Origin of the sequence: Paenibacillus sp. Aloe-11, assembly GCF_000245715.1 — a bacterium.
Classification (GTDB): Bacteria; Bacillota; Bacilli; order Paenibacillales; family Paenibacillaceae; genus Paenibacillus; species Paenibacillus kribbensis.
This window is the reverse complement of the sequence record NZ_JH601057.1, coordinates 129,374-153,693: the sequence shown is the minus strand read 5'-3', so window position 1 is coordinate 153,693 and position 24,320 is coordinate 129,374. Positions and strand designations below refer to the sequence as shown.

Annotated in this window: 21 protein-coding genes and 1 pseudogene; 18 read left to right on the top strand and 4 right to left on the bottom strand. The window is 44.8% G+C overall.

The genetic code is table 11. The annotated features are described in order from the left end of the window. Positions 1 to 95: 95 nt before the first annotated feature. Entirely contained in the window at positions 96 to 1,619 is a 1,524-nt protein-coding gene (locus WG8_RS17910; protein ID WP_043891222.1) for a PucR family transcriptional regulator, read from the bottom strand. A gap of 180 nt (positions 1,620 to 1,799) precedes the next feature. Here WG8_RS17910 and WG8_RS17905 point away from each other — a divergent pair, with 180 nt between their 5' ends. Genes WG8_RS17905 through WG8_RS17895 form a run of 3 tightly spaced genes read left to right on the top strand, consistent with a single transcriptional unit; the run spans position 1,800 to position 5,604 of the window. After that, a complete protein-coding gene (locus tag WG8_RS17905; RefSeq protein ID WP_043891221.1) occupies positions 1,800 to 2,027 on the top strand; it encodes a 4Fe-4S dicluster domain-containing protein in 228 nt (75 codons plus the stop codon). Positions 2,028 to 2,063: 36 nt separating this feature from the next. Next, complete coding sequence (locus WG8_RS17900) at positions 2,064 to 3,779, top strand: FAD-dependent oxidoreductase (RefSeq protein WP_083837595.1); 1,716 nt, start codon at positions 2,064 to 2,066, stop codon at positions 3,777 to 3,779. 55 nt (positions 3,780 to 3,834) lie between these two features. Beyond that, on the top strand, positions 3,835 to 5,604 hold the full coding sequence (locus WG8_RS17895) for a CocE/NonD family hydrolase (RefSeq protein WP_043891220.1): 1,770 nt from the start codon (positions 3,835 to 3,837) through the stop codon (positions 5,602 to 5,604). 53 nt (positions 5,605 to 5,657) lie between these two features. On the opposite strand, the gene WG8_RS17890 is transcribed toward WG8_RS17895, so the two are convergent. Beyond that, positions 5,658 to 5,897: an IS3 family transposase gene (locus WG8_RS17890; RefSeq protein ID WP_007431633.1), complete on the bottom strand. Its 240-nt coding sequence runs from the start codon at positions 5,895 to 5,897 to the stop codon at positions 5,658 to 5,660. Positions 5,898 to 6,035: 138 nt separating this feature from the next. Beyond that, positions 6,036 to 7,157 carry a tRNA 2-thiouridine(34) synthase MnmA gene (gene mnmA, locus WG8_RS17885; RefSeq protein WP_007431632.1) on the bottom strand — a complete coding sequence of 374 codons (1,122 nt, stop codon included), beginning with the start codon at positions 7,155 to 7,157 and terminating at the stop codon, positions 6,036 to 6,038. 304 nt (positions 7,158 to 7,461) lie between these two features. On the opposite strand from mnmA, the gene cymR reads away from it, so the two are divergent. The 4 genes from cymR (at position 7,462) to WG8_RS17865 (ending at position 9,925) form a co-directional block, all read left to right on the top strand. Next, entirely contained in the window at positions 7,462 to 7,881 is a 420-nt protein-coding gene (gene cymR, locus WG8_RS17880) for a cysteine metabolism transcriptional regulator CymR (RefSeq protein WP_007431631.1), read from the top strand. A 12-nt stretch (positions 7,882 to 7,893) separates the two neighbouring features. Then, positions 7,894 to 9,045, top strand: coding sequence for a cysteine desulfurase family protein (locus tag WG8_RS17875; RefSeq protein WP_007431630.1), 1,152 nt, complete (start codon positions 7,894 to 7,896; stop codon positions 9,043 to 9,045). A gap of 135 nt (positions 9,046 to 9,180) precedes the next feature. Beyond that, the gene (locus tag WG8_RS17870; RefSeq protein WP_007431629.1) at positions 9,181 to 9,702 is read left to right on the top strand and encodes a PRC-barrel domain-containing protein; all 522 of its coding nucleotides are present in this window, start codon (positions 9,181 to 9,183) and stop codon (positions 9,700 to 9,702) included. Between the two features lie 10 nt (positions 9,703 to 9,712). Next, entirely contained in the window at positions 9,713 to 9,925 is a 213-nt protein-coding gene (locus WG8_RS17865; RefSeq protein ID WP_025718630.1) for a hypothetical protein, read from the top strand. A gap of 180 nt (positions 9,926 to 10,105) precedes the next feature. Here the strand turns inward: WG8_RS17865 and WG8_RS17860 are convergent, their stop codons facing one another. Continuing rightward, entirely contained in the window at positions 10,106 to 12,079 is a 1,974-nt protein-coding gene (locus WG8_RS17860) for a methyl-accepting chemotaxis protein (protein ID WP_007431627.1), read from the bottom strand. Positions 12,080 to 12,291: 212 nt separating this feature from the next. Between WG8_RS17860 and WG8_RS17855 the strand changes: the two genes are divergently transcribed. The 11 genes and pseudogenes from WG8_RS17855 to WG8_RS28720 all read left to right on the top strand — a co-directional run. Next, entirely contained in the window at positions 12,292 to 13,359 is a 1,068-nt protein-coding gene (locus tag WG8_RS17855) for an AI-2E family transporter (protein WP_007431626.1), read from the top strand. 354 nt (positions 13,360 to 13,713) lie between these two features. Continuing rightward, on the top strand, positions 13,714 to 16,347 hold the full coding sequence (alaS, locus tag WG8_RS17850; RefSeq protein WP_007431625.1) for an alanine--tRNA ligase: 2,634 nt from the start codon (positions 13,714 to 13,716) through the stop codon (positions 16,345 to 16,347). Positions 16,348 to 16,484: 137 nt separating this feature from the next. Then, the gene (locus WG8_RS17845) at positions 16,485 to 16,745 is read left to right on the top strand and encodes an IreB family regulatory phosphoprotein (protein ID WP_007431624.1); all 261 of its coding nucleotides are present in this window, start codon (positions 16,485 to 16,487) and stop codon (positions 16,743 to 16,745) included. A gap of 9 nt (positions 16,746 to 16,754) precedes the next feature. Then, the gene (gene ruvX / locus WG8_RS17840; protein WP_043891218.1) at positions 16,755 to 17,171 is read left to right on the top strand and encodes a Holliday junction resolvase RuvX; all 417 of its coding nucleotides are present in this window, start codon (positions 16,755 to 16,757) and stop codon (positions 17,169 to 17,171) included. Positions 17,172 to 17,184: 13 nt separating this feature from the next. Continuing rightward, positions 17,185 to 17,487 carry a DUF1292 domain-containing protein gene (locus tag WG8_RS17835; protein ID WP_007431622.1) on the top strand — a complete coding sequence of 101 codons (303 nt, stop codon included), beginning with the start codon at positions 17,185 to 17,187 and terminating at the stop codon, positions 17,485 to 17,487. Next, positions 17,484 to 17,786 carry a DUF1292 domain-containing protein gene (locus tag WG8_RS17830; protein ID WP_007431621.1) on the top strand — a complete coding sequence of 101 codons (303 nt, stop codon included), beginning with the start codon at positions 17,484 to 17,486 and terminating at the stop codon, positions 17,784 to 17,786. The genes WG8_RS17835 and WG8_RS17830 overlap by 4 nt, the downstream gene beginning before the upstream one ends. A 95-nt stretch (positions 17,787 to 17,881) precedes the next feature. Next, a complete protein-coding gene (mltG, locus tag WG8_RS17825) occupies positions 17,882 to 18,910 on the top strand; it encodes an endolytic transglycosylase MltG (protein WP_043891217.1) in 1,029 nt (342 codons plus the stop codon). A gap of 11 nt (positions 18,911 to 18,921) precedes the next feature. Then, positions 18,922 to 19,851: a peptidase U32 family protein gene (locus WG8_RS17820; RefSeq protein WP_007431619.1), complete on the top strand. Its 930-nt coding sequence runs from the start codon at positions 18,922 to 18,924 to the stop codon at positions 19,849 to 19,851. A gap of 30 nt (positions 19,852 to 19,881) precedes the next feature. Further along, complete coding sequence (locus tag WG8_RS17815) at positions 19,882 to 21,213, top strand: peptidase U32 family protein (protein ID WP_007431618.1); 1,332 nt, start codon at positions 19,882 to 19,884, stop codon at positions 21,211 to 21,213. Between the two features lie 224 nt (positions 21,214 to 21,437). After that, complete coding sequence (locus WG8_RS17810) at positions 21,438 to 23,666, top strand: methyl-accepting chemotaxis protein (protein WP_043891216.1); 2,229 nt, start codon at positions 21,438 to 21,440, stop codon at positions 23,664 to 23,666. Positions 23,667 to 23,790: 124 nt separating this feature from the next. After that, positions 23,791 to 24,320: pseudogene (locus WG8_RS28720) on the top strand (penicillin-binding protein 2); the annotation flags it as partial.

Below are 24,320 nucleotides of genomic sequence, written 5' to 3'. Positions count from 1 at the left end.
CGACTGTGAGTCCTCTTAATATTTTTGGCTTTCTAAGTTTGACTCCAAATAGATCTGTATCTAAAAGTGTGACTTTTGGTTATATCAAGTTCAAACTAATTAGTCTTTTTACTCATAACGTAAGATAATATAATATATTGGCGTGTATTATAATCTTCAAAATCAATATTAATTAAACTTTCAATTTTTTTGAGTCTATAAGTTATAGTATTCCGGTGAACATATAATGCATTTGAGGTATTCAATATGCTACGCTCATTAAGAAAATAACTGTATAAAGTATAAGCAAGTTCTGTGCCATTATTTTTATCATAATCCAAGAGATAACGCATGGAAGGATGGCAAAATGTTTCAGAAGATTCCAGCTTTGTAAAAGTGCTTGCTATATGATCTAAATAATATTGTTCGTAGATAAACAAATCTGCTTGGTTACATTTACATACTCCAAGATCTATAGATCTTAATGCTTGTTGGTAGTATTCAGGAAGATCTATTATGTTGTTAAAAGGGTTGCTCAATCCAGTGTAAAGGTTATCTTCTAAACAAATTTCTCTCATGGTGTATATTTCTTCATCAGTCAAAAGCTGATCATATTTTTTGGTTATTATTACAATAATTTGACCATTATGTATTACTGTTCGACTTCCAACAATTGTTTTTTCGAATTTATTACAAATGTGTCTAATACTCAAAGCGTTACTACTTCTGTTTGTCTCTACTACTAGTACATATATAACGTCTAAAAATACGCAGTCAATATAGTTCATTCTATTATTAAATTGCCTTCCAAGTGGAATTTTTCCATCTAACAGATCAGCAATAAAGTATTCATAGTTAGATCCTTTTGTATTTCTGATAAAAGAATCTTTTTCAAGATAATGTGCTACTGCATCACGTAGAAGAGACACTATCTCTAAATCCACATCTTTGAAAGGATGCTCATTAGAAATAACCACAATATGACCCACATCTTTTCCAGATTTATTAATCATGGTTATTATGCGCTCCTTATCATATCGTTTATTGTTTACAAGTAGAGGAAAGGTACTTTTACGAACTCTATCATGCATATGGTCAAAGTTCATATATTTAATATCCTCTTCACTAAGACACTTATCAGATAATATACGCTTTGTTTGCTCATCCTCCATGCTAACATCCCAGTTAGCAGCTAATAATTTTAAGCCAGCATCAAAAATATATATAGGGTTATTAATAATTTCATATGCTTCATCAACTAAATTTTGCAATCCGCCTCCGTCTGAAAGAATTTTTATAAAATTTGCTGAATAGCTAGTAAGTCTTAGATTGTGGAATAGCATTTCCTTAATTTCATAAAATATTTCATCTAGATTGCAAGAACTAGGGAAATATATTACACATGCATTTATGTCTGGAAGGCTTATATTTTCTAGACATGCTACAGTATGAATATCTGAAATAGTATTTAGACCATCAAATGCTTTGGCATCCTTTACCATATATAATATATCTTTTGATAAGGAATTTGTGGAGTCAAGCCATTCAACAGATATAATAGAATAAGTGTCAACTTTTCCAACAAGAGATGGAGAAAATCTTTCTAGTTTTTTCATTATATAAGTAATAGTGGTTTTCATTTTTCCTCCTTTTTGTTAATTGGAACACAGTTTTTATGTTAAATTTAGGCTGTAATAGCCAAAGAGTCCAATGCTTATCCGTGATATAATTTACTCATAACAAAGTGATTGCAACATCTCTTAGTTATAACTTTATCATAAAGGTTTTGGTTTACAAAATGAATTAATGGAGGGGTTTTGTTGAATAGAGTAAAAAGTATATATATTGATAAAGAAAAATGTATTGGATGTAAAAAATGTATGAACGCATGCTTCACTGATGTTTTTCGTTATGATGAAAAGGAAAGAAAGATTGTAGCAGCGTATCCAGAGGAATGCGAATGGTGTCTTGTATGTGAAGGGCAGTGTCCTAAACAGTGCATATTTATTGAGCCTAAGATTCCTGTTCATATTCCAGAAGCTTTTTAATTTCAAGAGAAAACATTTAGTGTGGAAAGGAGAAATATGATGATAGGTACACATCATGATATTAATAGTCAAGGAAATGTAATATCTACAGATGTTCTAGTCGTTGGAGGAGGCTGTGGAGGCCTAGTTACAGCACTGAAAGCTAAAGAAGAAAGTAACATTGATGTTTTAATAGTAGATAAAGCGAATGTGGGCTTCGCAGGTCAGGCTTCACGTGCCGGTAATGGAATTTTAGGATTTAATAATAATACGGATTTAGAAAAGTATATGGAATATCATGTTAGGAATATAGGTAAATATCTAAATGATCAGAACATGCTTCATAAAATGACAGAAGTCAATAGGAATGCACTTAAACAATTGCTTGCATGGGGGGTAAAAGTAACCACTGACAAAAATGGAGAGTTAGGTTATTTTAATCATCCTGCTGGTCAATGGCAGTATTTAGGGATTGAGTTGAATATGACAAATACTCTAAAAAAGCGGGCGATAAAATCAGGAGTGAAAGTTAAGAACAACATACAGATTACTGCATTACTTAAAGATGGTGACGCTGTTGTTGGAGCTGTTGGATTCAATGTTTTGGATGGTTCTTTCTATATATTTAAGGCAAAAGCAGTAGTTCTTGCTACAGCTGGTTGTGGGTATAGAAGTATACGTATGTTCACAGGACGTGGGGAAGGTATCAAATTGGCATGGGATGCAGGAGCTCAAATGCGTAATGCTGAGTTTGGTAACTTCTTTGAAGTTGTTTCAACTCAAATGGGAGAATCAATCTATGGAACACAGAACTTTATTTATAACCAAAATGGTGAAAATATTTGGGACAAGTATGTTACATGGGATTCTCCAGACGTATGTCCAGAGTTGCTTTTAGGCATGGAAAAAGAAATTAGAGAAGGCCGAGGACCACTTTATGTTGATATGGAAAAAGTAGGTGATTCATGGAAAGCTATGGGGGCGGACGTTGACGATATGGATGGTTTAACGAGAATGTTTCCTGATAAACTTAAATGGATGAAGAGATTAAGTGAAAGAGAACATATGTATTTTGATCCAGGCAAAAAGCCAGAGGTAAAAGTAGGTCTACATGGAAATACAGGATGCATCAGAGTTAACTCAGATATGGCAACTACAGTTAATGGTCTCTATGCAGCTGGAACTGATACTTGGAACGGTTCAGCTGTTGGTGGTGCAGTTCCTAATCCTGGTTTACAAAGAGGAAATGGATTAATGAATGCTGTAGCAACTGGAATGTTTGGAGGTCCAGCAGCTGCAAAATACGCAGCAAGCACAACTCAAGGGAATATTTCTTCAAGTGATGTAGAAAAAGCAAAAGTCAAGACATATGCTGCCCTTAATAGAGAAAGTGGTGCTAATGTTCGTGAAATTATTATAAATCTACAGAATATAGTTTGTCAAGTTAAGTATAATCTACGCAGAAGCGAAGAAAATCTGCTTGAAGGAATAGGAAAATTGGAAGAACTTAAGAATTTATTAGATACAGTTAAGATAAAAGATTTTCATGAATTGATGCTTTGCCATGAAGCAGAAGCTATGACTCATACTGCTGAAATTATGTTAAGGTCTGCTCTTGAAAGAAAAGAATCTAGAGGGTTCCACTTTAGAGAAGACTATCCTGAAACAGACAATAAGAACTGGCTTAAATGGGTGCTTGCAGATAATGAGGATGGAAAGATTGTAATTTCTACTGAGGATATACCTATAAATGAATATAAGATACAACCTTAATCAATAAGACAAAATATTAAAACTAAAAATAATATATGGATGGAGGAGATTTGATATGAAATATAAAGAATTTAAAGAATATAATCCACCAGCGCAATTTAAAGGCATGAGAGAAATTAGAGATGTTTATGTTAATATGCGCGATGGAAAGAAGCTATGTATTGATATATATATGCCAGATGTAGAAGGTAAATATCCAGCAATACTATCAATCTCGCTTCATAACAAGGAGCTGCAAAGCCCTGATTTATGTGATAGTATACCTCCGCAGCCATCATGGTCTCACTTTTGGTTTGGAAATATAGAAGCAGGGGATACAAGATATCTTACTTCTAGAGGCTATGTTCACGTTATCGCACAAGCAAGAGGAAATGGTAAATCCGATTCGGGCACAATATTTGAATCTGGAATGGATCATTATGATCTTATTGAATGGATGGCAGAGCAAGATTGGTGTGATGGCAATATCGGAATGTTAGGTTTATCGGCTTTTGGAGGAAACCAATTGACGGCAGCTTCAGAACAGCCACCTCACTTAAAAGCAATATTTCCCCATGATCCTTGCTGGTGCTATGGATTCTTTAGAGAAATGCATCTTGGTGGGATAATTAATACTTTAGCATATCAATTAGAAAATTTTTCTGTTGCTCATAGAAGTGTTGGACAACCGCCTGAACTCGATGCACCAATAGAAGTTTTATGGAGAAAGGCAATGGAAAATCCAGATTATAAAATGTATGCAAATATTTATAATTTATTATGCCAAAAAGGTGAATACAATCCTTTTGGGACATTTTTTCAAGATTTACTTTATCCTTATGAGGTGGAAGGCTATATGGAAATGTCAAAAGCAAAAATTGACAAAATAAAGATTCCTGTGTACACAGGCTCAGGACAATATGCCATTGATTATCACTTCCATTGGCAAGGAGCCCAAAACTGGTTTGAAGCATTAAAGGATATACCTAAAAAGCTTCAATTGGGTGGGCCTGCTCATAATGAAAGACCTTTCCATTCATTCCATAATGAAGTGATGAAATGGTATGATTATTGGTTAAAAGGTATTGATACAGGGATTATGAATGAGCCACCAGTACGTTATTGGGTTACAGGAGAAAATAAATGGCATTATGCAACAAACTGGCCTGTTCCTGAAACTCAATGGACTAAATATTATCTTCACAGCTGGGAAAGATTACGTACAGATGAAATCGATCCATATGCACGTGATGGATATAAAGAGCCAGACGCATTCGTTCAAATGCCCCCTACAATGACAAATGAGATTTCATCACTTAGATATATGACTGAGCCTTTAGCTGATGATTCACTAATAGCAGGACCTATATCAATGAACTTCTTTGCAGCTTTGGACAGTGATGATACTACTTGGATAGCTGCATTGAAAGATCTTGGACCAGATTATAGTGATAGGACAGGGCGTGAAGGTGAAAGAGATCAAAAGCCACTACCAGAAAAAGTGTTAACTCATGGGTATCTCAGAGCATCTATGCGTGAGCTTGATGAAGAACTTTCTACCCCATACAAGCCATGGCATAAGTTAACAAAGGAATCACAGAAAATGGTGGTTCCAGGAGAAATTAATGAATTTAACATTGAAATAATGTCTGTATGTCATATGTTCAAGGCGGGACATAGGATATGTATTGAGATAACATGCTTAGATTTACCGACAGGGGTATCTGGAGCAACTAATGTTGAATGCATACCATATCATATATGCCAAAGTAAGACGGTGTATCATAAAATATATCGTGATGGAGAGCATCCTTCACATTTATTGTTACCAATAGTTCCAAAATAATATAAACAATGAGTTAATGGACATTGAAAAAAACACCTAGGCTATAAGCTGATTCAATAGCGACGTTTCCAGCGAACTCTGGACTGAATACCGAGCTCTTGCATCAGACGTAGCACCTTCTTGTGGTTCATCCAAACTCCATCGTCCTGCTGCAAAAAGAGCTGAAGTTGGCGATAGCCATACTTGCCCTCATAACGTCGATATGCCCGAAGGGTGAGCTTCTTGGCTGGAGCATCTCGTTCCAGAGATTTACGTTTCAAAATAAGCGTAATATCCACTCCTGGAAACTCCAAATACTCGGCAGATCTCCTGAATGGGTCCGTTAAACTCGGCGACCTCTTCCCGATTGAATTACGGGAAGAGGTCGCCGTTTAATTAGAAATTATACGCCCTTTATTTAAGCATTTAGGCCACGTCAAACGGGCATTCATTTAAACCATTTCAGGCTGGAGTTTCTCAACCTTATCAATGGTTCCGCCACCCAGACATCGTTCCCCATCATAAAATACAACAGCTTGTCCAGGGGTAATGGCCTTTTGATGTACATCGAATACGACGTGTACAGTTCCATTCTCAAGCCATCGCAAGGTTACTTGCTGGTCAGGCTGGCGGTAACGGAACTTGGCTGTACAACGGAATTCCCCGGATGGACGTGCATCTGCGCCTTCAATCCAATTCACATCTGTTGCAATCAGGCCGGTAGAATACAAGCTATGGTGACGATCACCCTGTACCACATACAAAATATTTTTCTCCAGATCCTTATCGGCTACGAACCATGGTTCGCCTGAACCTGAGCCGCCGATGCCCAAGCCTTGCCGTTGACCCAGTGTATAGTACATCAGCCCATCGTGGCGTCCTTTGACTTCACCAGTAGCGATATCCACCATGTCTCCACCTTTTGCAGGCAGATATCCACTCAGAAACTCCTTAAAATTACGTTCGCCGATAAAGCAAACGCCCGTGCTGTCTTTCTTCTTGGCTGTATATAATCCCGCGGATTCTGCGATTTTGCGAACTTCCGGCTTTGGCAAATGACCGATCGGGAACATGGCCCGGGACAGCTGCTTTTGACTTAACGCATTCAGGAAATAGGTCTGATCCTTGTTGCTATCCACACCGCGCAGCAAAGTAAAGCGGCCGTCTTCTTCCACAACCCGTGCATAATGCCCAGTAGCAACATAATCTGCTCCCAAATCCAGCGCTTTATTGAGAAACTCACCGAATTTAATTTCACGGTTGCACATGACATCCGGGTTAGGTGTGCGTCCAGCTTTATATTCATCAAGAAAATAGGAGAATACTTTATCAAAGTATTCTTTTTCAAAATTGACGGTATAGTAAGGAATGTCGATCTGTTCACAGACGCGGCGCACATCCTCTGCATCCTCTTCAGCCGTACAACGGCCAAATTCATCCGTGTCATCCCAATTTTTCATGAAGATGCCGATTACGTCATAGCCCTGCTCCTTTAGCAGCAGCGCGGTAACGGATGAGTCGACGCCACCGGACATCCCGACGACGACACGGGTTTCATGATTGGCTTTTGCCATGGTCATCACCCAATTCTTTCATTATTGTTGTAGAACCCACCTATTGTAACATAAACGATAATGAGTTACGATGTTTGGACGATTAAACGACAAGGCGAATGATAGGAGAAAGCTACATAAAACGGGCTAAAGCCGTTCCAAATCGCTCGAAAACAACTTTTTTTAAGATTGTATCTGTAATGTTTCCCTTTACCTGCCCTAATATGTTAACATAAGCTGAGGGTTAGGATCGGAATAGAGAGGTTTACAACACCAATTATTCCGCGTGTTTAACGGAATTGTTACTATAAGTGAGGTGGCACAATTGAAAATATCAACGAAAGGCCGCTATGGCCTGACCATTATGATGGAGCTTGCTGCCAAGTTTGGCGAAGGTCCAACTTCTTTGAAAAGTATTGCCGAAAAAAATCAGCTCTCCGAGCATTATCTGGAGCAGCTTATTGCACCTTTGCGTAATGCAGGTTTGGTAAAAAGTATCCGTGGTGCTTACGGCGGTTATATTCTTGCCAGTGAACCGGCAGGAGTAACAGCGGGAGACATCATTCGTGTATTGGAGGGTCCGATTTCACCAGTCGATTTCACGGAAGAAGACGATCCGGCCAAACGCCAGCTCTGGCTGCGAATTCGTGACAGCATTGCAGAAGTGCTGGATTCCACAACGCTGAAGGACTTGATCACATACCAGGAACATGATGAGTTTGATAATTATATGTTCTATATTTGAGGTGGGATTAACATGAACAGAATTTATCTGGATCATGCCGCATCGACTCCTTTGCATCCTGAGGTTGCGCAGACTATGATGGACATCATGACCGGCCAATTCGGCAACGCTTCAAGCGTTCATGCCTTTGGCCGGGATGCCAAGCGCACCGTCAGTGCTGCGCGGGATGCCGTTGCGGCCTCTTTGGGCTGCAAGCCTGAAGAAATCGTATTTACAAGTGGAGGGACAGAAAGCGATAATCTGGCCCTGTTCGGGACGGCTACGGCAGATGGACGTACTTCCGGCCATATCATTACGACCACGACTGAGCATCATGCGGTGCTTCATGCTTGCGACGAGCTTGAAAAAGCAGGCTATGAGGTAACCTACGTTCCGGTCAACGGCTTTGGACGTGTCAACCCTGCGGATGTAGAGGCTGCCATACGGCCGGATACGTTTTTGATCAGCATGATGTATGCCAACAATGAGATAGGCGTCATCCAGCCCATCCATGAAGTAGGACAGATTGCGAGAGAACACGGCATTGTATTCCATGTAGATGCGGTTCAAGCTTTTGGTCATATTCAGATAGACTGCCAGAGCCTTCCGATTGATTTGCTTAGCGTATCTGGTCATAAGATTAACGGTCCACAGGGGATGGGGGCTTTGTATATCCGTCAGGGTACACGCATCCAGCCGCTAATGCATGGAGGACTCCAGGAGAAGAAACGCCGTGCCGGTACCGAAAACATCGCGGGAATTGCCGGTCTGGCAAAAGCCGCAACGCTCGCCAGTGCTTCCATAGAGGAACGATCGGCGTACGATACAACGCTTCGTCAAACCTTGCTGAAAGCATTGGGAGACACTTTGGGAAGCGATGCTTTTGTGATCAATGGTGATCCAGAGCATTCTTTACCGAATGTCCTGAATATTAGCTTCCCGGACATTGGTACGGAAACCATGCTGATGAATCTCGATATGGAAGGCATTGCAGCGGCCAGCGGCTCAGCCTGCACTTCCGGGTCTCTGGAGCTGTCGCATGTACTGCAGGCGATGAACCTTCCTGAAGATGTTTTGAAATCAGCGATTCGTTTTAGCTTCGGTTTGGGTAATACTACGGAAGAAATGGAATACACGGCCAAGAAAATTGAAACCATATGGAAGCGGCTGCGTACTAGGTACTAGGGTTTTCTCCGCATTTTAATAAGAAGGGAGGGCGGTTTTCCATTTCATTACATGAACGGAAGCAAGGTCTGACAGGCATGTACGAAAAGGACCGCACCTTCGTTCGGATTTGCAGAATGAGGAGGTACCCTATATATGAAGCTTCAGGATATGATCGGGCTTACCGTTTTTGATGTGGAGAACGGAAAGCAGATTGGTAAAATACATGATTTTATGGTGACTGCTGATTGGAGAATTACGGGGATCGAGCTGGAAGGCAAAGGCCTTTTTTCTTCTCAAGTGAAGGTCGTTGCTTGGGATGACATCGTTGCGTATGGTGAAGATGCGATCATGATCCGTAATCAGCAGGCGGTACGTAAAACGGAGGCTCGTGAGATACAACATACGTACTTGCTTGGACCTGGTAAACTGAAGGATTTATCTGTGCTGACAGAGGAAGGGCTTATGCTCGGACACATTTCGGATGTTTATTTCGATCAGGAAATGGGCAATAACATAATAGGCTTGGAAATCAGCGATGGTTTTGTATCGGATATTATAGAAGGGCGGAAATGGCTGCCCTGCACCGAAGATATGTCCATCGGGGAAAATGCTGTCATGGTGCCCCCGTTAAGCGAGCAGCGTCTGGAAAAAGCCATATATTCTGTTAATGGATAGGGTGAGTTTATTGAGATGTCCGAATTGTAATTCGAAAGATATCGGCAAAATCGGCTCCCATCAATTTTATTGCTGGGGATGCTTTATCGAACTTCAGGTGAATGGTGAGAAAATGTCCGTCTACCAGGTAGAAGAGGATGGAACGCTTAGTTCGTTGGATGACCTGTTCTTCGGAGATGAAATGGTGCAACAGGACTTGCCGCAGATCCACGCTTCTTCTTAAGCTTTACGCACGGAGCGGACAGGCTGTCTACTATGGAGTGTTTTCTAACCCATTGCTTGAAATATGACTCAATGGGTAGATATGGCTTGATAAAAATAACGAAGAGGGTGACCCCCGGTGGCTGTATTGGCCTGGGAGTCACCCTCTTTTGTTTGCACGGTTCTGCGAAGACATCAATGCTTACAGTTTAAAGCGTTTGACCTCTTCCAGTAGAAGATCCGCGTGCGAATCGAGTTTGGCGGAAAGGTCGGCAATGTTGTTCATGGCATGGCCTTGTTCTTGCACGGAGGAAGCGACTTCCTCGGTAGAAGCTGCACTTTGTTCAGAGACGGCGACCACGCTGGAGATAACGTCGGAAATATGTCCGGCATTCACGCGGAGTTGATCCGTCGCGGCGGAAACGTCCCCAATTTGGGTAAGCATATGCTGAGAAGCTCCGCGGATGGATTCAAACGCCTGTCTCGTTGCGGTGGCTGCCTGCTCCTGTTCAGCAGTTACAGTAAGAGCCTTTTTCATTTCCTCCGTGCTTCGTAGTCCTGCAATTTTGATTTCTTCCAGCTTATTCATGATACTGTCACTGGAACTGCCCGCTTGTTCAGCCAGCTTCCGCACTTCCCCTGCGACGACGGCAAAACCTCGTCCGTGTTCCCCGGCTCTTGCTGCTTCGATGGACGCATTGAGGGCCAGCAGGTTTGTTTGGGCAGCGATATCGTGGATGGCACCGGCCAGACGCTCGATATCCTGAGTTTTTAGAGTGAGTGAATCTACCGCTTCTCCTGCCGCAGTCGTCGTTTGTCTGGACTCTGCTGCCAGCTTCGCTTGACGCTCTGCTGTTTCATACCCTGCCACCACGGCAGAATCTGTCTCGAACACCGCAGTTTGAGTCCGTTTGACACTTTCCCCAATCAGGTTGATAGAGTCTGTCATGTGAGTCAGCTTCTCAGAGCCGGAATACACGGCCTCAGCCTGATCGCTCGCTCCTTGAGCAAGCTCTTGAACTGCACTGGCGATTTGTGACGCGATGGTTCCCGTATCTTTGGCATGCTGGTGCATATCATGCGAAGCTGAGCTGACATCGGCGGCTGTATCTGCTACCTTGCGCAGGAGGTTAGAGAGGTTATCAGACATGATATTAAAATCTGCACCCAGGCTGGCGATTTCATCCTTACCCTTAATATCCACTCGTGTTGTCATATCCCCTTCAGCTACCCGTTTGACGTTCACTTGAAGCTTCCGAATCGGCTTGATAAAGCTGTTTGCCGCCCAGATCGCCAGCAGCATGGCAACGACGAAGATAATAGCAACAGTAATCAACAGTTGGTTACGAGTGGAGTAGTACTCCTGAAAAGCAATATCTTTTGAAATAGACAATCCTACAATCCAGCCTGTGCTGGGCATCTTTTTAAAATAAAGCTGGCGCTCACTGCCATTGTAGCTGTAGTCTGTTTTTCCCGAAGTGGCGCTCAGCAGGGCTGCAGTTGACGAACCTAGCTCGGGCGTATCCTTGAGATTTTTACCAGCCAGCTTGCTGTCTGGATGTGCGACCACGACTCCGTTTTGGTCAATCAGAAATGCATAGCCTAATCCGTTCAGGTTTATGTCTTTAATGATTTTGGTCATATCGTTTAACAAAATATCTTCACTGACAACCCCCGTGATGGAGCCGTTGGAATCCTTGAGTGGCTTCGCAATCGAGATGGTGAAATCGGTGCTGGCCGCATCAATATATGGGGAGGAATAATATATTTCCCCTTTGGCTTTGGCATCCTTGTACCACGGACGGGCACGAGGATCATAGCCTGCTTCAAACCAGCCGGAGCCATCCCAGTAGGTTCCATCCTCAAGTCCAGCATAAATGTTAGCGATACTTTGATCCTTATAATTTTGAAAGGCCGCTTTCAGGGAAACTAATTTGACATCTGATGGTATATCAGCTGATTGCAATTCGGCAGCCAGCGTTTCGATAATTTGGGCGTTCCCGCGCGTCCACCCGTCGAGCTGGTTGACAGTTTCGGAGGCTTTGCTGCTCATAAGCTCTTGGATGTCACGGTTAGCTTGATTTTTAATGCTTGTCATGCTAATGACAGACAAAGGTCCAGCCGCAACGACAACAATGCAAGTAAAAAGGAGAATAAGTTTCATTTTCAAGTTCATGTAACGACCTCCGATGATTCAGAAATATGAAAGCTTAAAATAGTTCTTTGTACTTATATCGACAGATGGAATGACTTTGTTAATTAATTTCATCCGTTTTCATCATTTTTTTACAATGGATATTAATGGTAAACGCCAGAATTCAAAGGAAGGATTAAAGTAAAGATACAGGCATATACTTAAAGAAGGCTAGTCCGGTAAGGGGGCACAATATGGAGCAATTAACGAAAAGTAGACTGTTCCGGTACGGAATATGGACGCTGCTGGGACTTGTCATTCTATATTTTATCTGGCTGCTGCGACCTTTGTTTTTGAATCTGTATGATTTTCTGAAAACAATCATTGCTCCGTTTGCGGTAGCGATGATCATTTCCTATGTTCTCAATCCTATTGTCAGTATGCTGGGCGGTCGCAAGGTGCCTCGAAGTGTAGCCGTGCTGCTTATCTATGCTGTATTTTTGGCCAGCCTTATTGTCATTTTGATGAATCTGATCCCGATGTTTATTGAACAACTGGATGAGCTGAATGAGCATTTGCCTGAACTGACCATGCATGCACAGGGATTAATGTCGAATATGGATAGCGGCATTTTGCCCCAAGGGGTGCGAACGGGGATGAACCAATGGTTTTTCCAACTGGAAAACCGCATGGCTACGGGGATTTCCAACTTTATGGATAACATTGGTAGCATGATCAACATGCTGTTCAATGTATTCATTGTGCCATTTCTCATTTTTTATATTTTAAAGGATTTTGAAGTATTCGAGCGGACGATTGTATCTTATCTCCCGCGTTCTCGCCGTAAGGCGATTGTAACGGTGCTTAAGGAAATTGATCAGGCACTTGGCAACTATGTCAGAGGACAGCTGCTGGTATGCGTCATTATCGGCGTAATGGCTTATATCGGATATATGCTGGTTGGTATGCCTTATGCGCTGTTGCTGGCAGGTGTGGTGGCGATTTTTAATATTGTTCCGTATTTGGGCCCTTTTTTGGGGGCTGCTCCGGCGGTAGTGATGGCTTCTACGGTTTCCTTCAAAATGGTGCTGTTGGTCGTGGCCGTGAACACCTGTATTCAAATACTGGAAAGTAATGTAATTTCCCCTCAAGTAGTCGGACGAACCCTGCATCTGCATCCGATATCCATCATATTCGCCCTGTTGGTGGGTGGAGAAATAGCGGGAATTACCGGCTTGATTTTGGCAGTTCCGGTGATGGCCGTATTAAAGGTAGCGCTTCAGCATTTTTTTGCTTATTATGTGAAGCGTAAACCGATCTGATTTTGTATGTTTTCCTAATGCATCCTGTCTGAAATCGCGTTGACACGGCTAAATGACACGGATATACTGAATTGAGTATGTTTAAATGTGTTTATCCAGTAGGGAAAGCTCATTTCGGAGTGCGGGCTGAACCCGCCGGGATGCTCCCGTTACCAGTGAAAACAAGGCGATCGCTCGTCCGTTAAACAGATGCCTGGGTGTGCAGCTTGCACATGTGGCATTTCGTACAGAGGGGACGGCGATAACCAGGGTGGTACCGCGATACAATCGTCCCTGATCCGTTCAGGGGCGTTTTTCTGTTTTTTTATGGCCTGTGCCAAGAACAAGTGACACCATAACTAGGAGGCTACTTATATGAAAGCTAGTGAAATCCGCTCCAAATGGCTGGAGTTTTTTGAAAGCAAGGGACATGTGATTGAACCAAGCGCACCGCTTGTTCCTCATAAAGATCCTTCCCTGCTGTGGATTAATGCGGGCATGGCGCCGCTCAAGCCTTATTTTGACGGACGTGTGAAGCCTGAAAATCCACGTATCGCCAATTCACAAAAATGCATTCGTACGAATGACATTGAAAATGTCGGCAAAACGCGCCGTCACCACACTTTTTTCGAAATGCTCGGCAACTTTTCCATTGGCGACTACTTTAAGGAAGAGGCCATTACGTGGGCATGGGAGTTTCTGACTGATCCGAAATGGATTGGCTTTGATCCAGAGCGTTTGGCTGTTACCGTATATCCGGAAGATGAAGAAGCGTACAAGCTGTGGAACGAAAAAATCGGCCTTCCTGCTGAACGCATTATCAAATTGGAAGACAACTTCTGGGATATCGGCGAGGGCCCTTGCGGACCATGTACGGAAATCTTTTATGACCGTGGCGAGGCCTACGGCAGCGATATGACAGACCCTGAAATGTATCCGGGCGGAGAGAATGAGCGATACCTGGAAGTATGGAATCTCGTATTCTCACAATTCAACCATAACAAAGACGGCAGCTATACGCCGCTTCCAAACAAAAATATTGATACAGGAGCCGGCTTGGAGCGTTTTGCATCCATTTTGCAAAATGTGGATTCCAATTTTGACACAGATATTTTCCAGCCGCTCATTCAGAAAACAGCTGCAATGGCAGGAGTTAAATATAACGAAAATGTGGACAGCGACGTGGCTCTCAAAGTCATTGCCGACCATGTTCGTACCGTAGCTTTTGCGATTGGCGATGGCGTACTGCCTTCCAACGAGGGACGGGGCTATGTTATTCGCCGCTTGCTGCGCCGGGCTGTGCGATACGGAAAAATGCTCGGTATGAACCGTCCGTTTATGTTTGAACTGGTGGAAACGGTTGGGAATATCATGGGTGTGTACTACCCTGAAGTGGTGGACAAGCGTGATTTCATCATCAAGGTGATCAAAACAGAAGAGGAACGCTTCCACGAAACACTGACAGATGGATTGGCTATTTTGGCTGACATCAGCGCTCAGGCGAAGGCGGAAGGCCGCGATATGATTAGCGGAGCAGACGCATTCAAACTGTACGATACGTACGGGTTCCCATTTGACCTCACCGAGGATTATGCGGATGAGCAGGGCTTGAAAGTCGACCGTGAGGGCTTCGATGAAGCGATGCAGGAGCAACGCAAACGCGCGCGTGACGCTCATCAGGACAATGCCAGCATGAAGATTCAGGGCGGAGCTTTGTCCGACTTGGCGGTTAAAAGTGAATTTGTTGGATATAATGACCTCGTAACTGAGTCTAAAATTGTGGCGATTGTATATGAGGATGTGCTGGTGGACAGTGTTAGTGAAGGACAAACTTGCCAGGTCGTGCTGGATGTGACTCCTTTTTATGCTGAAAGCGGCGGACAAGTCAGTGACCATGGCTTGCTGCGTGGAGGTACGGTGACTGCGAAGGTCGAAGGACTGTTCAAGGCACCACAAGGCCAGCATGTGCATCAGGTCGTTGTAGAGGCCGGTGAGCTGAACGTTGGCGATACGGTGAAAGCAGAAGTAGACCAAGCCTCGCGTGGAGAAATTGAGAAAAACCATACGGCTACACATTTGCTGCACAAAGCGCTTAAAGAAGTACTGGGTGACCATGTCAATCAGGCAGGTTCTTTGGTAGAGCCTGGGCGACTACGTTTTGACTTCTCCCATTTCGGAAGCATTACAGCGGAAGAGCTGGCGGATATTGAGTTGCGGGTAAACCGTGCGATCTGGAGCCAGCTGGATGTGAATATTGAACTGAAACCGATTGATGAAGCCAAGGCACTGGGAGCGATGGCGCTGTTCGGTGAAAAATACGGAGATATCGTAAGAGTCGTTAAAATAGGCGATTACAGCATCGAGCTGTGCGGTGGCTGTCATGTCAGCAACACCTCGCAAATCGGACTGTTCAAGCTTGTCAGCGAGAGTGGTATCGGATCAGGTGTGCGTCGTATTGAAGCGGTAACCGGGCGTGTTGGCTTTGAATATATGGAAGGACAATTGGAGCTGTTGAAGGTATCGGCCGGGCTGGTTAAATCCAAGCTGTCCGAGGTGCCGAAGCGCATCGAGTCCCTGCAGCAGCACATTAAAGACCTTAGTCGTGAAAATGAATCACTGCAAAGCAAGCTGAGCGCTATTGAGGCAGGTCAACTGACGGATCAGGTGGTGCAAGTCGGTGGAGTACAACTGCTCGCTGCACGCGTACAGGCTTCCAGTATGGACGCTTTGCGTGCCATTGCCGATGAGTTGAAAGGGAAGCTTCCGGCTGCTGTGCTGGTGCTCGGCGCTGCGATGGATGACAAAGTCAATTTTGTCGTAGCTGTACCTGCAGAGCATACGAAGGCAGGACTTCATGCAGGCAAGCTCGTGAAGGAAATTGCTGCCGTATGCGGCGGCGGCGGCGGCGGACGTCCTGATATGGCACAAGCTGGAGGCAAGGATGCCAGCAAGCTGGACGAAGCGCTTCAACGTGCCCATGAACTGGTGGCGGCAGCTTCTCAAGGATAAAGTTCGATCATTTTTGCGGATTTTTGGAAAAAAAACGGGCTAAGACATTTCCTTGAAAGGCTCTGCTTATGGTATGATGTATAAGAATAAGCTGGCATAAACATGTACACATGTTTTGTGGAAGCGAGGTGTCAACAATGGATTCCATGGACAAAACGGTCAAATTTAATGTCAAGGCGGATGAGAAGGAAGCTTCTGCTCAGGAAATTTTGTTGACCGTATATGATGCTTTGGTAGAAAAGGAATACAATCCAATCAATCAGATTGTCGGGTATTTGTTATCAGGTGATCCTGCTTATGTGCCGCGGCATAATAATGCCAGAAGCCTGGTACGCAAAAAAGAACGCGATGAATTGATTGAAGAGTTGGTTCGTTTCTATCTGGCGAAGCACCGTTAGGAGACAGGCATGAAAGTAATGGGATTGGATTACGGGGACCGCCGAATTGGGGTCGCCGTAAGTGATGCCTTCGGCTGGACCGCCCAAGGATTGGAAGTCATAGAACGACGTGGTGACGACAGTGAGTTCGGTAAAATTGCAGATTTAATCCGTGACCATGAAATCGGTGAGGTGGTTGTAGGCTTGCCGAAAAATATGAACGGAACCGTGGGTCCACGCGGTGAGATTTGCATTGAGTTTGCGAACCGGCTCAAGGAGTTGCTGGGATTACCCGTTCACCTTTGGGATGAACGGCTGACGACGCGTTCGGCAGAGCGTGCGCTTCTGGAAGCCGACGTCAGCCGAAAAAAACGCAAGCAGGTGGTAGATAAGCTGGCAGCAAGCCTGATCTTGCAAAACTATTTGGACGCACACAGTACAAGGTGAGGGGGATATCGTAATGGCTGAAAATCAAGTGGGTATGGAAGAAGAGCCGGAAATTATTTATATTGCCGATGACGAGGGCAACGAAGAAGAGTTCGAGGTCATTATGAAGTTTGAGGTAGACGGTTCCGAAGCGAAGTACATGATGGTTGCGCCAGTGGACCCTGAAGCTGATGAGTCCGATGTTTACGCCTTCCGTTATGAGGAAGAAGGCGATGATATTAAATTGTATGTGATCCAAGACGATGCCGAGTGGGAAATCGTTGAAGAGACCTTTAATACATTTGTGGAAGAAGAGGACGAGGAAGACGGGAAATGACGAACTATTCACGTGAAGACCTAAGCTGGACCTCTGATTTAAAGGAAGCATTCGACGGTGATGTAGAGTTGCAGGATGAACAGGGTCATGCGGTACGCATGGAGCTGGAAGCAGAGTTCAAGGTAGGTAATCAACGGTACGCTGTATTACGTCGACCTGGGGCTGCTGCAGGCGAGCATGAGCTATATCATGTGAGCTCATCCACAGACGGCGAAGTCTCCATCACAACCATCGAAGATGATGATGAATGGGAAGATATTTCCGAGCTGTACGATGAATGTACGCTGCCGGAGCTGTAAGGCTGGATAACGAGGAGATCAAACCTGAAAGGGCGGACCTGTCCGCCCTTTTTGGCTGTGAAGGAGTGTGAGTGGATGTGAAGCGAAGGACGAGGATGACCACGCTGTTTTTGCTGCTTGTTATCATAGCAGGAGGAGCAGCTTTCTATATTTGGAGTGCTATGCAGCCTGTTCAGCCGAAAACGCAGCCTGTTGCATTTACGGTAGTGAAGGGAACAGGGACCTCAGCTATTGCAGATACACTGGAACAAAAGGGACTTATACGTAATGCGCTTGTGTTTAAGGCTTATGTAAAATTCAAACAGCAAGGGAATGCACTCCAGGCCGGGAATTATGAGGCGCAGCCTGGCATAACCTTTGATCAGCTGATTGCCAAGCTATCGGCAGGGGACGTTGTCAAAGAGGAAATGATTCGTTTTACAATACCGGAAGGTTATACGATCAGACAGATGGCTGATAAGCTGCAAAAAGAAGGACTTGCGGACCGGCAGCAATTTTTGCAGTTGGCCAACGAGCCGTCTGCTTTTGATGTCCCGCTGGTGCGGGATATTCCGAAGCAGGCAGGGCTTCGCTATGCGCTGGAAGGCTATCTCTTCCCTGAAACCTATGAGCTGAAAAAAGGCAGCACAACCAAGGATATTGTTCAGGCGATGCTGGAGCAGACGCAAAAACGTCTGAATACCATACCTGACCTGGAGGCTAAGCTAAAGCAGCGGGGCGAAACGCTGCATCAGCTGCTGAGTGTTGCTTCTTTGGTGGAGCGCGAGGTGGTTGTAGATGATGAACGGCCTATAGTGGCTGGAGTCATTTATAACCGACTCAAACAGGACAAGAAGCTGGAAATTGACGCCACCGTTCAATATATGCTGGATAAGCAGAAGGAACGGCTGTATTATAAGGATTTGGCTGTAGAAAGTCCTTATAATACGTATTTGCATCCGGGACTTCCGCCAGGGCCAATTGCCAGTCCGAGTTTGAAATCAGTAGTGGCGGCCTTACAGCCGGCAACTACGGATTATTTATTTTATGTGACCAAAAAAGACGGAACACATGAACATTTGTTTGCCGCCACATATAAAGAACATTTGCATAACATTCAGGTAAGTAACCGTAAGACAAAATAGGAGGTGAGCCCATGGCTTACAAACCCGAACTGCTGGTAACCGCCAGCTCTCCGGAGGATGCCCGCCAAATGCTAAAGGCCGGAGCGAATGCATTGCTTATTGGAGATGACCGCTTTGGCATGCGGCTACCGGGACATTTTACACCGGATCAAATCCGTGAGGTTGTAGAAGAAGCACGGAAGCATACGGCACAGGTATACGTATCTATGACAAATTTGATGACGAACGAGCTGTTGCCGCTCATTCCCGAATATGTGCAGACACTTGCTGGGTGCGGTATAGATGCCATTGAGTTTAATGATCCGTCGGTACTCATGGCGGTAAAGGAGTATGCCCCCCATTTGAAGCTGTTTTGGAACGGAGAAATGATTTCCACCAATTACGCAACCGCTAACTACTGGGGGGAGAAGGGAGCCTCACGCATTATTTTGGCCCGTGAGCTCAGTATGGACGAAATTACGGAAATGATTCCGAAGCTGAACATGGAGGCACAGGTTCAGGTACATGGCATGACCAATATTTATCATTCCAAGCGTAAGCTTGTACAAAGCTACATGCTGCATCAGGGACGCCCGGTAGAAGGCGATCTGGGCAGGAAGCGCGGCTTGTTCCTGATTGAAGCCGAGCGGAAGGAAGAGAAGTTCCCCATTTATGAGGATATGAACGGGACTCATATTATGAGCTCGGACGATTTCTGTATCATGGAGGATTTGCATATTCTGATGGAGGCAGGCGTTCACAGCTTTAAAATCGAAGGGCTGCTAAAAACTACGGCTTACAATGCAGCAGTTGTTCGTGCTTATCGTAAAGCCATTGACACCTATACAGCTGATCCGGAAGCTTACGCATATGATGAAAGCTGGCTGGACGAGGTTCGCCGTCTTCAAGACCCTGAACGGGAGCTATCCTTCGGATTTTTCTATAAAGAGCAGGTTTATTAATATTACATGAACACACAAGGGGGGAACGTTATGGGAACGTTGACCAAAACGAGAAAATATAATGGCAAGCGGAACCGTCTGGATAAGCCGGAGCTGCTCGCTCCTGCCGGAAATCTGGAAAAGCTGAAGTTTGCGGTTCACTATGGCGCGGATGCTGTATATATTGGTGGACAGAAATACGGTCTGCGTTCTAACGCCGACAATTTCAGTTTTGAGGAAATGCGGGAAGGTGTAGAATTTGCCAACAAGTACGGTGCCAAGGTGCTTGTGGCGACGAATATCTATGCTCACAATGAAGATATTGCCGGGATCGAGGAATATCTGCGCAATCTGTACGAGGTAGGCATTCATGCTGTGATTGTTGCTGATCCGGCCATTGTATCTGTGGCATTGCGTGCTGTTCCGGGATTGGAAGTGCATTTGAGCACACAGCAGTCCACATTGAACTGGCAAGCGGTAAAGTTCTGGAAGGATGAGGGATTGCCGCGTGTTGTTTTGGGACGTGAGACCAGCTTGGAAGAAATTGAAGAAATTAAAAAGCATGTGGATATTGAGATCGAAGCTTTTGTCCATGGTGCGATGTGTTCTTCATTCTCCGGTCGCTGTGTGCTGTCCAATCACTTTACAGACCGAGATTCCAACCGTGGGGGATGCTGTCAGTCCTGCCGCTGGAAATACGACCTGTTCGAGGATGCCCGCCCGGGCGAGGTGTGGATATCTGAGGAAGAGGCGCAGGATAACAATGTGCTGAAACAGTTTCAGCTTGGCGTTAACCAGCTTCCGCTGTTTGAAGAAGGCGATAACGCTTTTTCAATGGGTTCCAAGGACCTGTGCATGATTGAAAATATTCCCGATCTGATTGATGTCGGTGTAGACAGCTTTAAAGTGGAAGGACGCATGAAGTCCATTCACTATGTGGCTACGGTCGTGAATGTCTATCGTCAAGCGATTGATTCCTATATGGCTGATCCTGAAAATTATGTGCTCAAGCCAGAATGGATTGAAGAAATTAACAAGGCAGCCAATCGTCCGCTGAATACAGGCTTTTTCTACGATACACCGGATCATGAGGATCATATTTATGAGCCGGAGGAGAAGGCAGTACCTTATGATTTTGCCGGATTGGTCATGGATTATGATGCTGCGAGCGGCATCGCAACGATTCAGCAGCGCAATCATTTTAAGCCGGATCATGAAATTGAATTTTTTGGTCCGAACGGAACATTCTTTAAACAAAAGGTCGGAACGATCTGGGATGAGGAAGGCAATGAGCTGGATGCTGCACGTCACCCGCTTCAACGGATTAAAATGAAGGTAGATCAGCCTGTATCGTATTTTGATATGATGCGTAAAAAGAAGTGAATAGGCCCTAAGTCGCGGGTGAAAAGATTCAAAAGTCTCTCCTATCGGTTGGAGAGGCTTTTTTTTGAATACCTTTCTAGGAAAAAAGTTTCACAAAATTTAGTCATTCCTCAAAGGAAAGCTACATTCCGCGTCGAATAGTTCCGATAGATGTTATATAGATAACAGATACATAATGGATGACGTGGATCAGGAAACTAATTATATGGCGGCAGGTGAGAGGAATGGGTTTTCGGAAAAAAGAAGGGAAGACTTCAAAAAGGCAACCGAAGAAAATAGAACTCATGAAAGGCATGAAGGGCATTACAGCGAATAAAGGGATATCCTCAAAAGTTATTCCCTGGGTAGCCAAAGCCACCCGTAAGAGCGCATATAATTTAAAGCGTTTACTTAAGCCGGAAAAGTACAGTAAGGATTTCATGCATTTGGTCAAAAACTATAATCCGATCCGTTCGGTTGGAATGAAGTTGTTCCTGATCTTTTTTGCGGCAATTATGTTATTTGTGGTCAGCTTGGGGATGATCTCTTACTACAGGGCAAAAAGTACGATTGAGCAAAATGCGGCTACCGCTTATCAGCAAACCGTTCAGCAAACCTCGGAAAAGCTTGATATTATTTTAGAACGCTTTCAAGATACCTCGACACAGGTGTTTTTTGATACGGAATTAAGTGATCAGCTGCAAAAGGCGGCAAAGCAAGAAAAGAACTCTTTTGAATCTTTTGTTGCTATGGGTGAAGTAAACAAGAAGTTAACGAATCTTGCTTTTACGAATAAAGCGATTGATTCATTGTACTTGTACCCGGAAGAAGCCAGTTTGGCGGCGATGGGCACCGGAACACAAAAGGATGTACGGCAGGAAGCGTGGTTTAAGGATATTCTGAAAAACAAGGGAATTGTTTGGTTGCCTACGCAGGTGAATGACAATGGAAGCAAGACCTTTCGTCTGGCACGCTCCATGAACAGTATGTCCGGGCTCGGAGGGACCTACGTTCTGGTTATGGATTTAAAGTCCAGTGTGGTGGAGGACGAGTTGAAAAGTGTTAATTTGGGCTCAGGTAGTATGATTAGCCTTGTGACAGACAAGGGCGAATTTGTAGGCTCCAACATAGATAGCTTGTCAGGAGGAAAGAAAAAGCTGGATTACGTTTCCAAGCTTGAAGGGATCGAAGGAACTCAATTTATGGAGCAGGAAGCAAATGGGGAAGAACAAAATGTGCTTACGGTTCATAATACGCTGGGAACCTCCAAGTGGATTCTCGTGGGTGTAGTACCTGTATCAGAGCTGGTTAGAGACGCTAGGGGGATTTTAACGACGACCTGGATATTTGCTGCGGTGGCTGCACTCATTGCATTGTTCATTGGCCTGTGGATCGTACGCCTCGTAGCGCGTCCGTTGACCCATCTGAAAAATTTAATGGTCGAAGGTGCCAAAGGGAACCTGCAAATCCGAACGAACTACAAGGCTCAGGATGAAATTGGCCAGTTGTCTGTCAGCTTTGACATGATGATGGAGCAAATTACATTGCTGGTAGAGCAGACGAACGCGTCGGCTCAGGAGGTTCTGAATACAGCGACGGAACTGAGTGATGCCTCGAAGAAAACGGCTATTTCAGCCAAGGAAATTGCAGCCGCAACTGAGGAAATCGCTCATGGCTCCACCAGTTTGGCAACCGAGGCTGAACGTGGCAGCGGACTAACCGGGAATATATCTCAGCAAATGGATGTGGTGATGGCTTCTAATCATGAAATGAGCTTGGCCGCACGGGAGGTTGAGCAATCCAGTGAAAAAGGGACGATTCAGCTGAAAAACCTGTTAAGCAAGACGCGGGTTACAGAAGAAACTACGCATGCTCTGGTAGGCAAGGTAGATGAGCTGAAGCAGACCACTTCCGATGTCTTTAAGGTGCTGGACGTATTACAGGATATTGCCAAGCAAACGAATATTCTATCGCTGAATGCGACGATTGAAGCGGCACGGGCGGGAACCGCCGGACGCGGCTTTATGGTGGTGGCGAATGAGGTTCGGCAGCTGGCTGAGCAATCACGTCAAGCCATTCAAACGGCCTCAGGAATTATTAACAACATCATCAATGAGATGAATGAAACGGTGCAGGCATTATCCGAGGTGTATCCACTGTTCCGTGAGCAGATGGGAGCCGTGCAGGTGACGACGGACATTTTCCAATCGGTGCAGCAGCAAATGGAAGAATTTGCGCTTCGATTGGGAACGGTCACCTCATCCATTCAGGAATTGAGTGAATCGCAGACAACTTTATCTGAGGCAATGACCAATGTAAGTGCAGTAGCTGAGCAATCCTCGGCCACTTCGCAGGAAGTCGCTTCCCTGAGCAACGAGCAGGCAAATATCGGTAATCAACTGGTAGGCTTGTCTGATAAGCTGGAAGGCGTATCCGTGAAGTTGAAGGAGCAGCTTTCGCGGTTTACGGTGTAAATGCAACAAAATGATGTATTGCTTATTTTATGATAATGGCAGGAAACCCATTTCCGTGTTCAAAAGCGGAATGGGTTTTCTTTTTTAGCTACAGGACATACTACTGGAAAAAGATGAAAGAAGGATGCGTGTGCCGAGGCGTGGCAACAGCTTCATGCAAAAACGTCGAATTGCATATATGGCCTTGGGGATGACGGTGCTGCTGCTAATTTTACTATTCCGACTGGCTTGGATTCAGGGGACGGCGGGGATACATATGTCTGCTTACGGGGGACGTTCGCTGAAGGAAATGTCTGTGCGTCAGCGTCAGGAGGGAATTGCTATCGACTCTGGGCGTGGACAGCTCACGGATCGATATGGACAGCCATTGACGGGTGGTGTCGTATGGGCACCGGTGCTTTTTCCCGACGTTGACGGCAAAGCGGCTCTCCATGGCGAAGAGCTCGCCAGGCTGCGGCGGACGAACAAGAAGCAGCTGCTGACACAGTGGAAAGGTCTGCAATCACCGCTAATATGGCGGGATGGGCGCGGAGAGCCCGTACAAATTAAGCCGAATGAAGCGGGCAAGCTGCTGAAGCTAGCCCCTTCACTCATCGAGTTTGTTCCTTATGCGAAACGCTATACGGATCTCCCCACTGGCAGGCAATGGCTTGG

Bases quoted from the DNA above. Each gene is read 5' to 3' on its own strand.
- WG8_RS17910 (WP_043891222.1), bottom strand. From the start codon at position 1,619: ATGAAAACCACTATTACTTATATAATGAAAAAACTAGAAAGATTTTCT.
- WG8_RS17900 (WP_083837595.1), top strand. From the start codon at position 2,064: ATGATGATAGGTACACATCATGATATTAATAGTCAAGGAAATGTAATA.
- WG8_RS17895 (WP_043891220.1), top strand. From the start codon at position 3,835: ATGAAATATAAAGAATTTAAAGAATATAATCCACCAGCGCAATTTAAA.
- mnmA (WP_007431632.1), bottom strand. From the start codon at position 7,157: ATGGCAAAAGCCAATCATGAAACCCGTGTCGTCGTCGGGATGTCCGGT.
- WG8_RS17875 (WP_007431630.1), top strand. From the start codon at position 7,894: ATGAACAGAATTTATCTGGATCATGCCGCATCGACTCCTTTGCATCCT.
- WG8_RS17870 (WP_007431629.1), top strand. From the start codon at position 9,181: ATGAAGCTTCAGGATATGATCGGGCTTACCGTTTTTGATGTGGAGAAC.
- WG8_RS17860 (WP_007431627.1), bottom strand. From the start codon at position 12,079: ATGAACTTGAAAATGAAACTTATTCTCCTTTTTACTTGCATTGTTGTC.
- WG8_RS17855 (WP_007431626.1), top strand. From the start codon at position 12,292: ATGGAGCAATTAACGAAAAGTAGACTGTTCCGGTACGGAATATGGACG.
- alaS (WP_007431625.1), top strand. From the start codon at position 13,714: ATGAAAGCTAGTGAAATCCGCTCCAAATGGCTGGAGTTTTTTGAAAGC.
- WG8_RS17845 (WP_007431624.1), top strand. From the start codon at position 16,485: ATGGATTCCATGGACAAAACGGTCAAATTTAATGTCAAGGCGGATGAG.
- ruvX (WP_043891218.1), top strand. From the start codon at position 16,755: ATGAAAGTAATGGGATTGGATTACGGGGACCGCCGAATTGGGGTCGCC.
- WG8_RS17835 (WP_007431622.1), top strand. From the start codon at position 17,185: ATGGCTGAAAATCAAGTGGGTATGGAAGAAGAGCCGGAAATTATTTAT.
- WG8_RS17830 (WP_007431621.1), top strand. From the start codon at position 17,484: ATGACGAACTATTCACGTGAAGACCTAAGCTGGACCTCTGATTTAAAG.
- mltG (WP_043891217.1), top strand. From the start codon at position 17,882: ATGACCACGCTGTTTTTGCTGCTTGTTATCATAGCAGGAGGAGCAGCT.
- WG8_RS17820 (WP_007431619.1), top strand. From the start codon at position 18,922: ATGGCTTACAAACCCGAACTGCTGGTAACCGCCAGCTCTCCGGAGGAT.
- WG8_RS17815 (WP_007431618.1), top strand. From the start codon at position 19,882: ATGGGAACGTTGACCAAAACGAGAAAATATAATGGCAAGCGGAACCGT.
- WG8_RS17810 (WP_043891216.1), top strand. From the start codon at position 21,438: ATGGGTTTTCGGAAAAAAGAAGGGAAGACTTCAAAAAGGCAACCGAAG.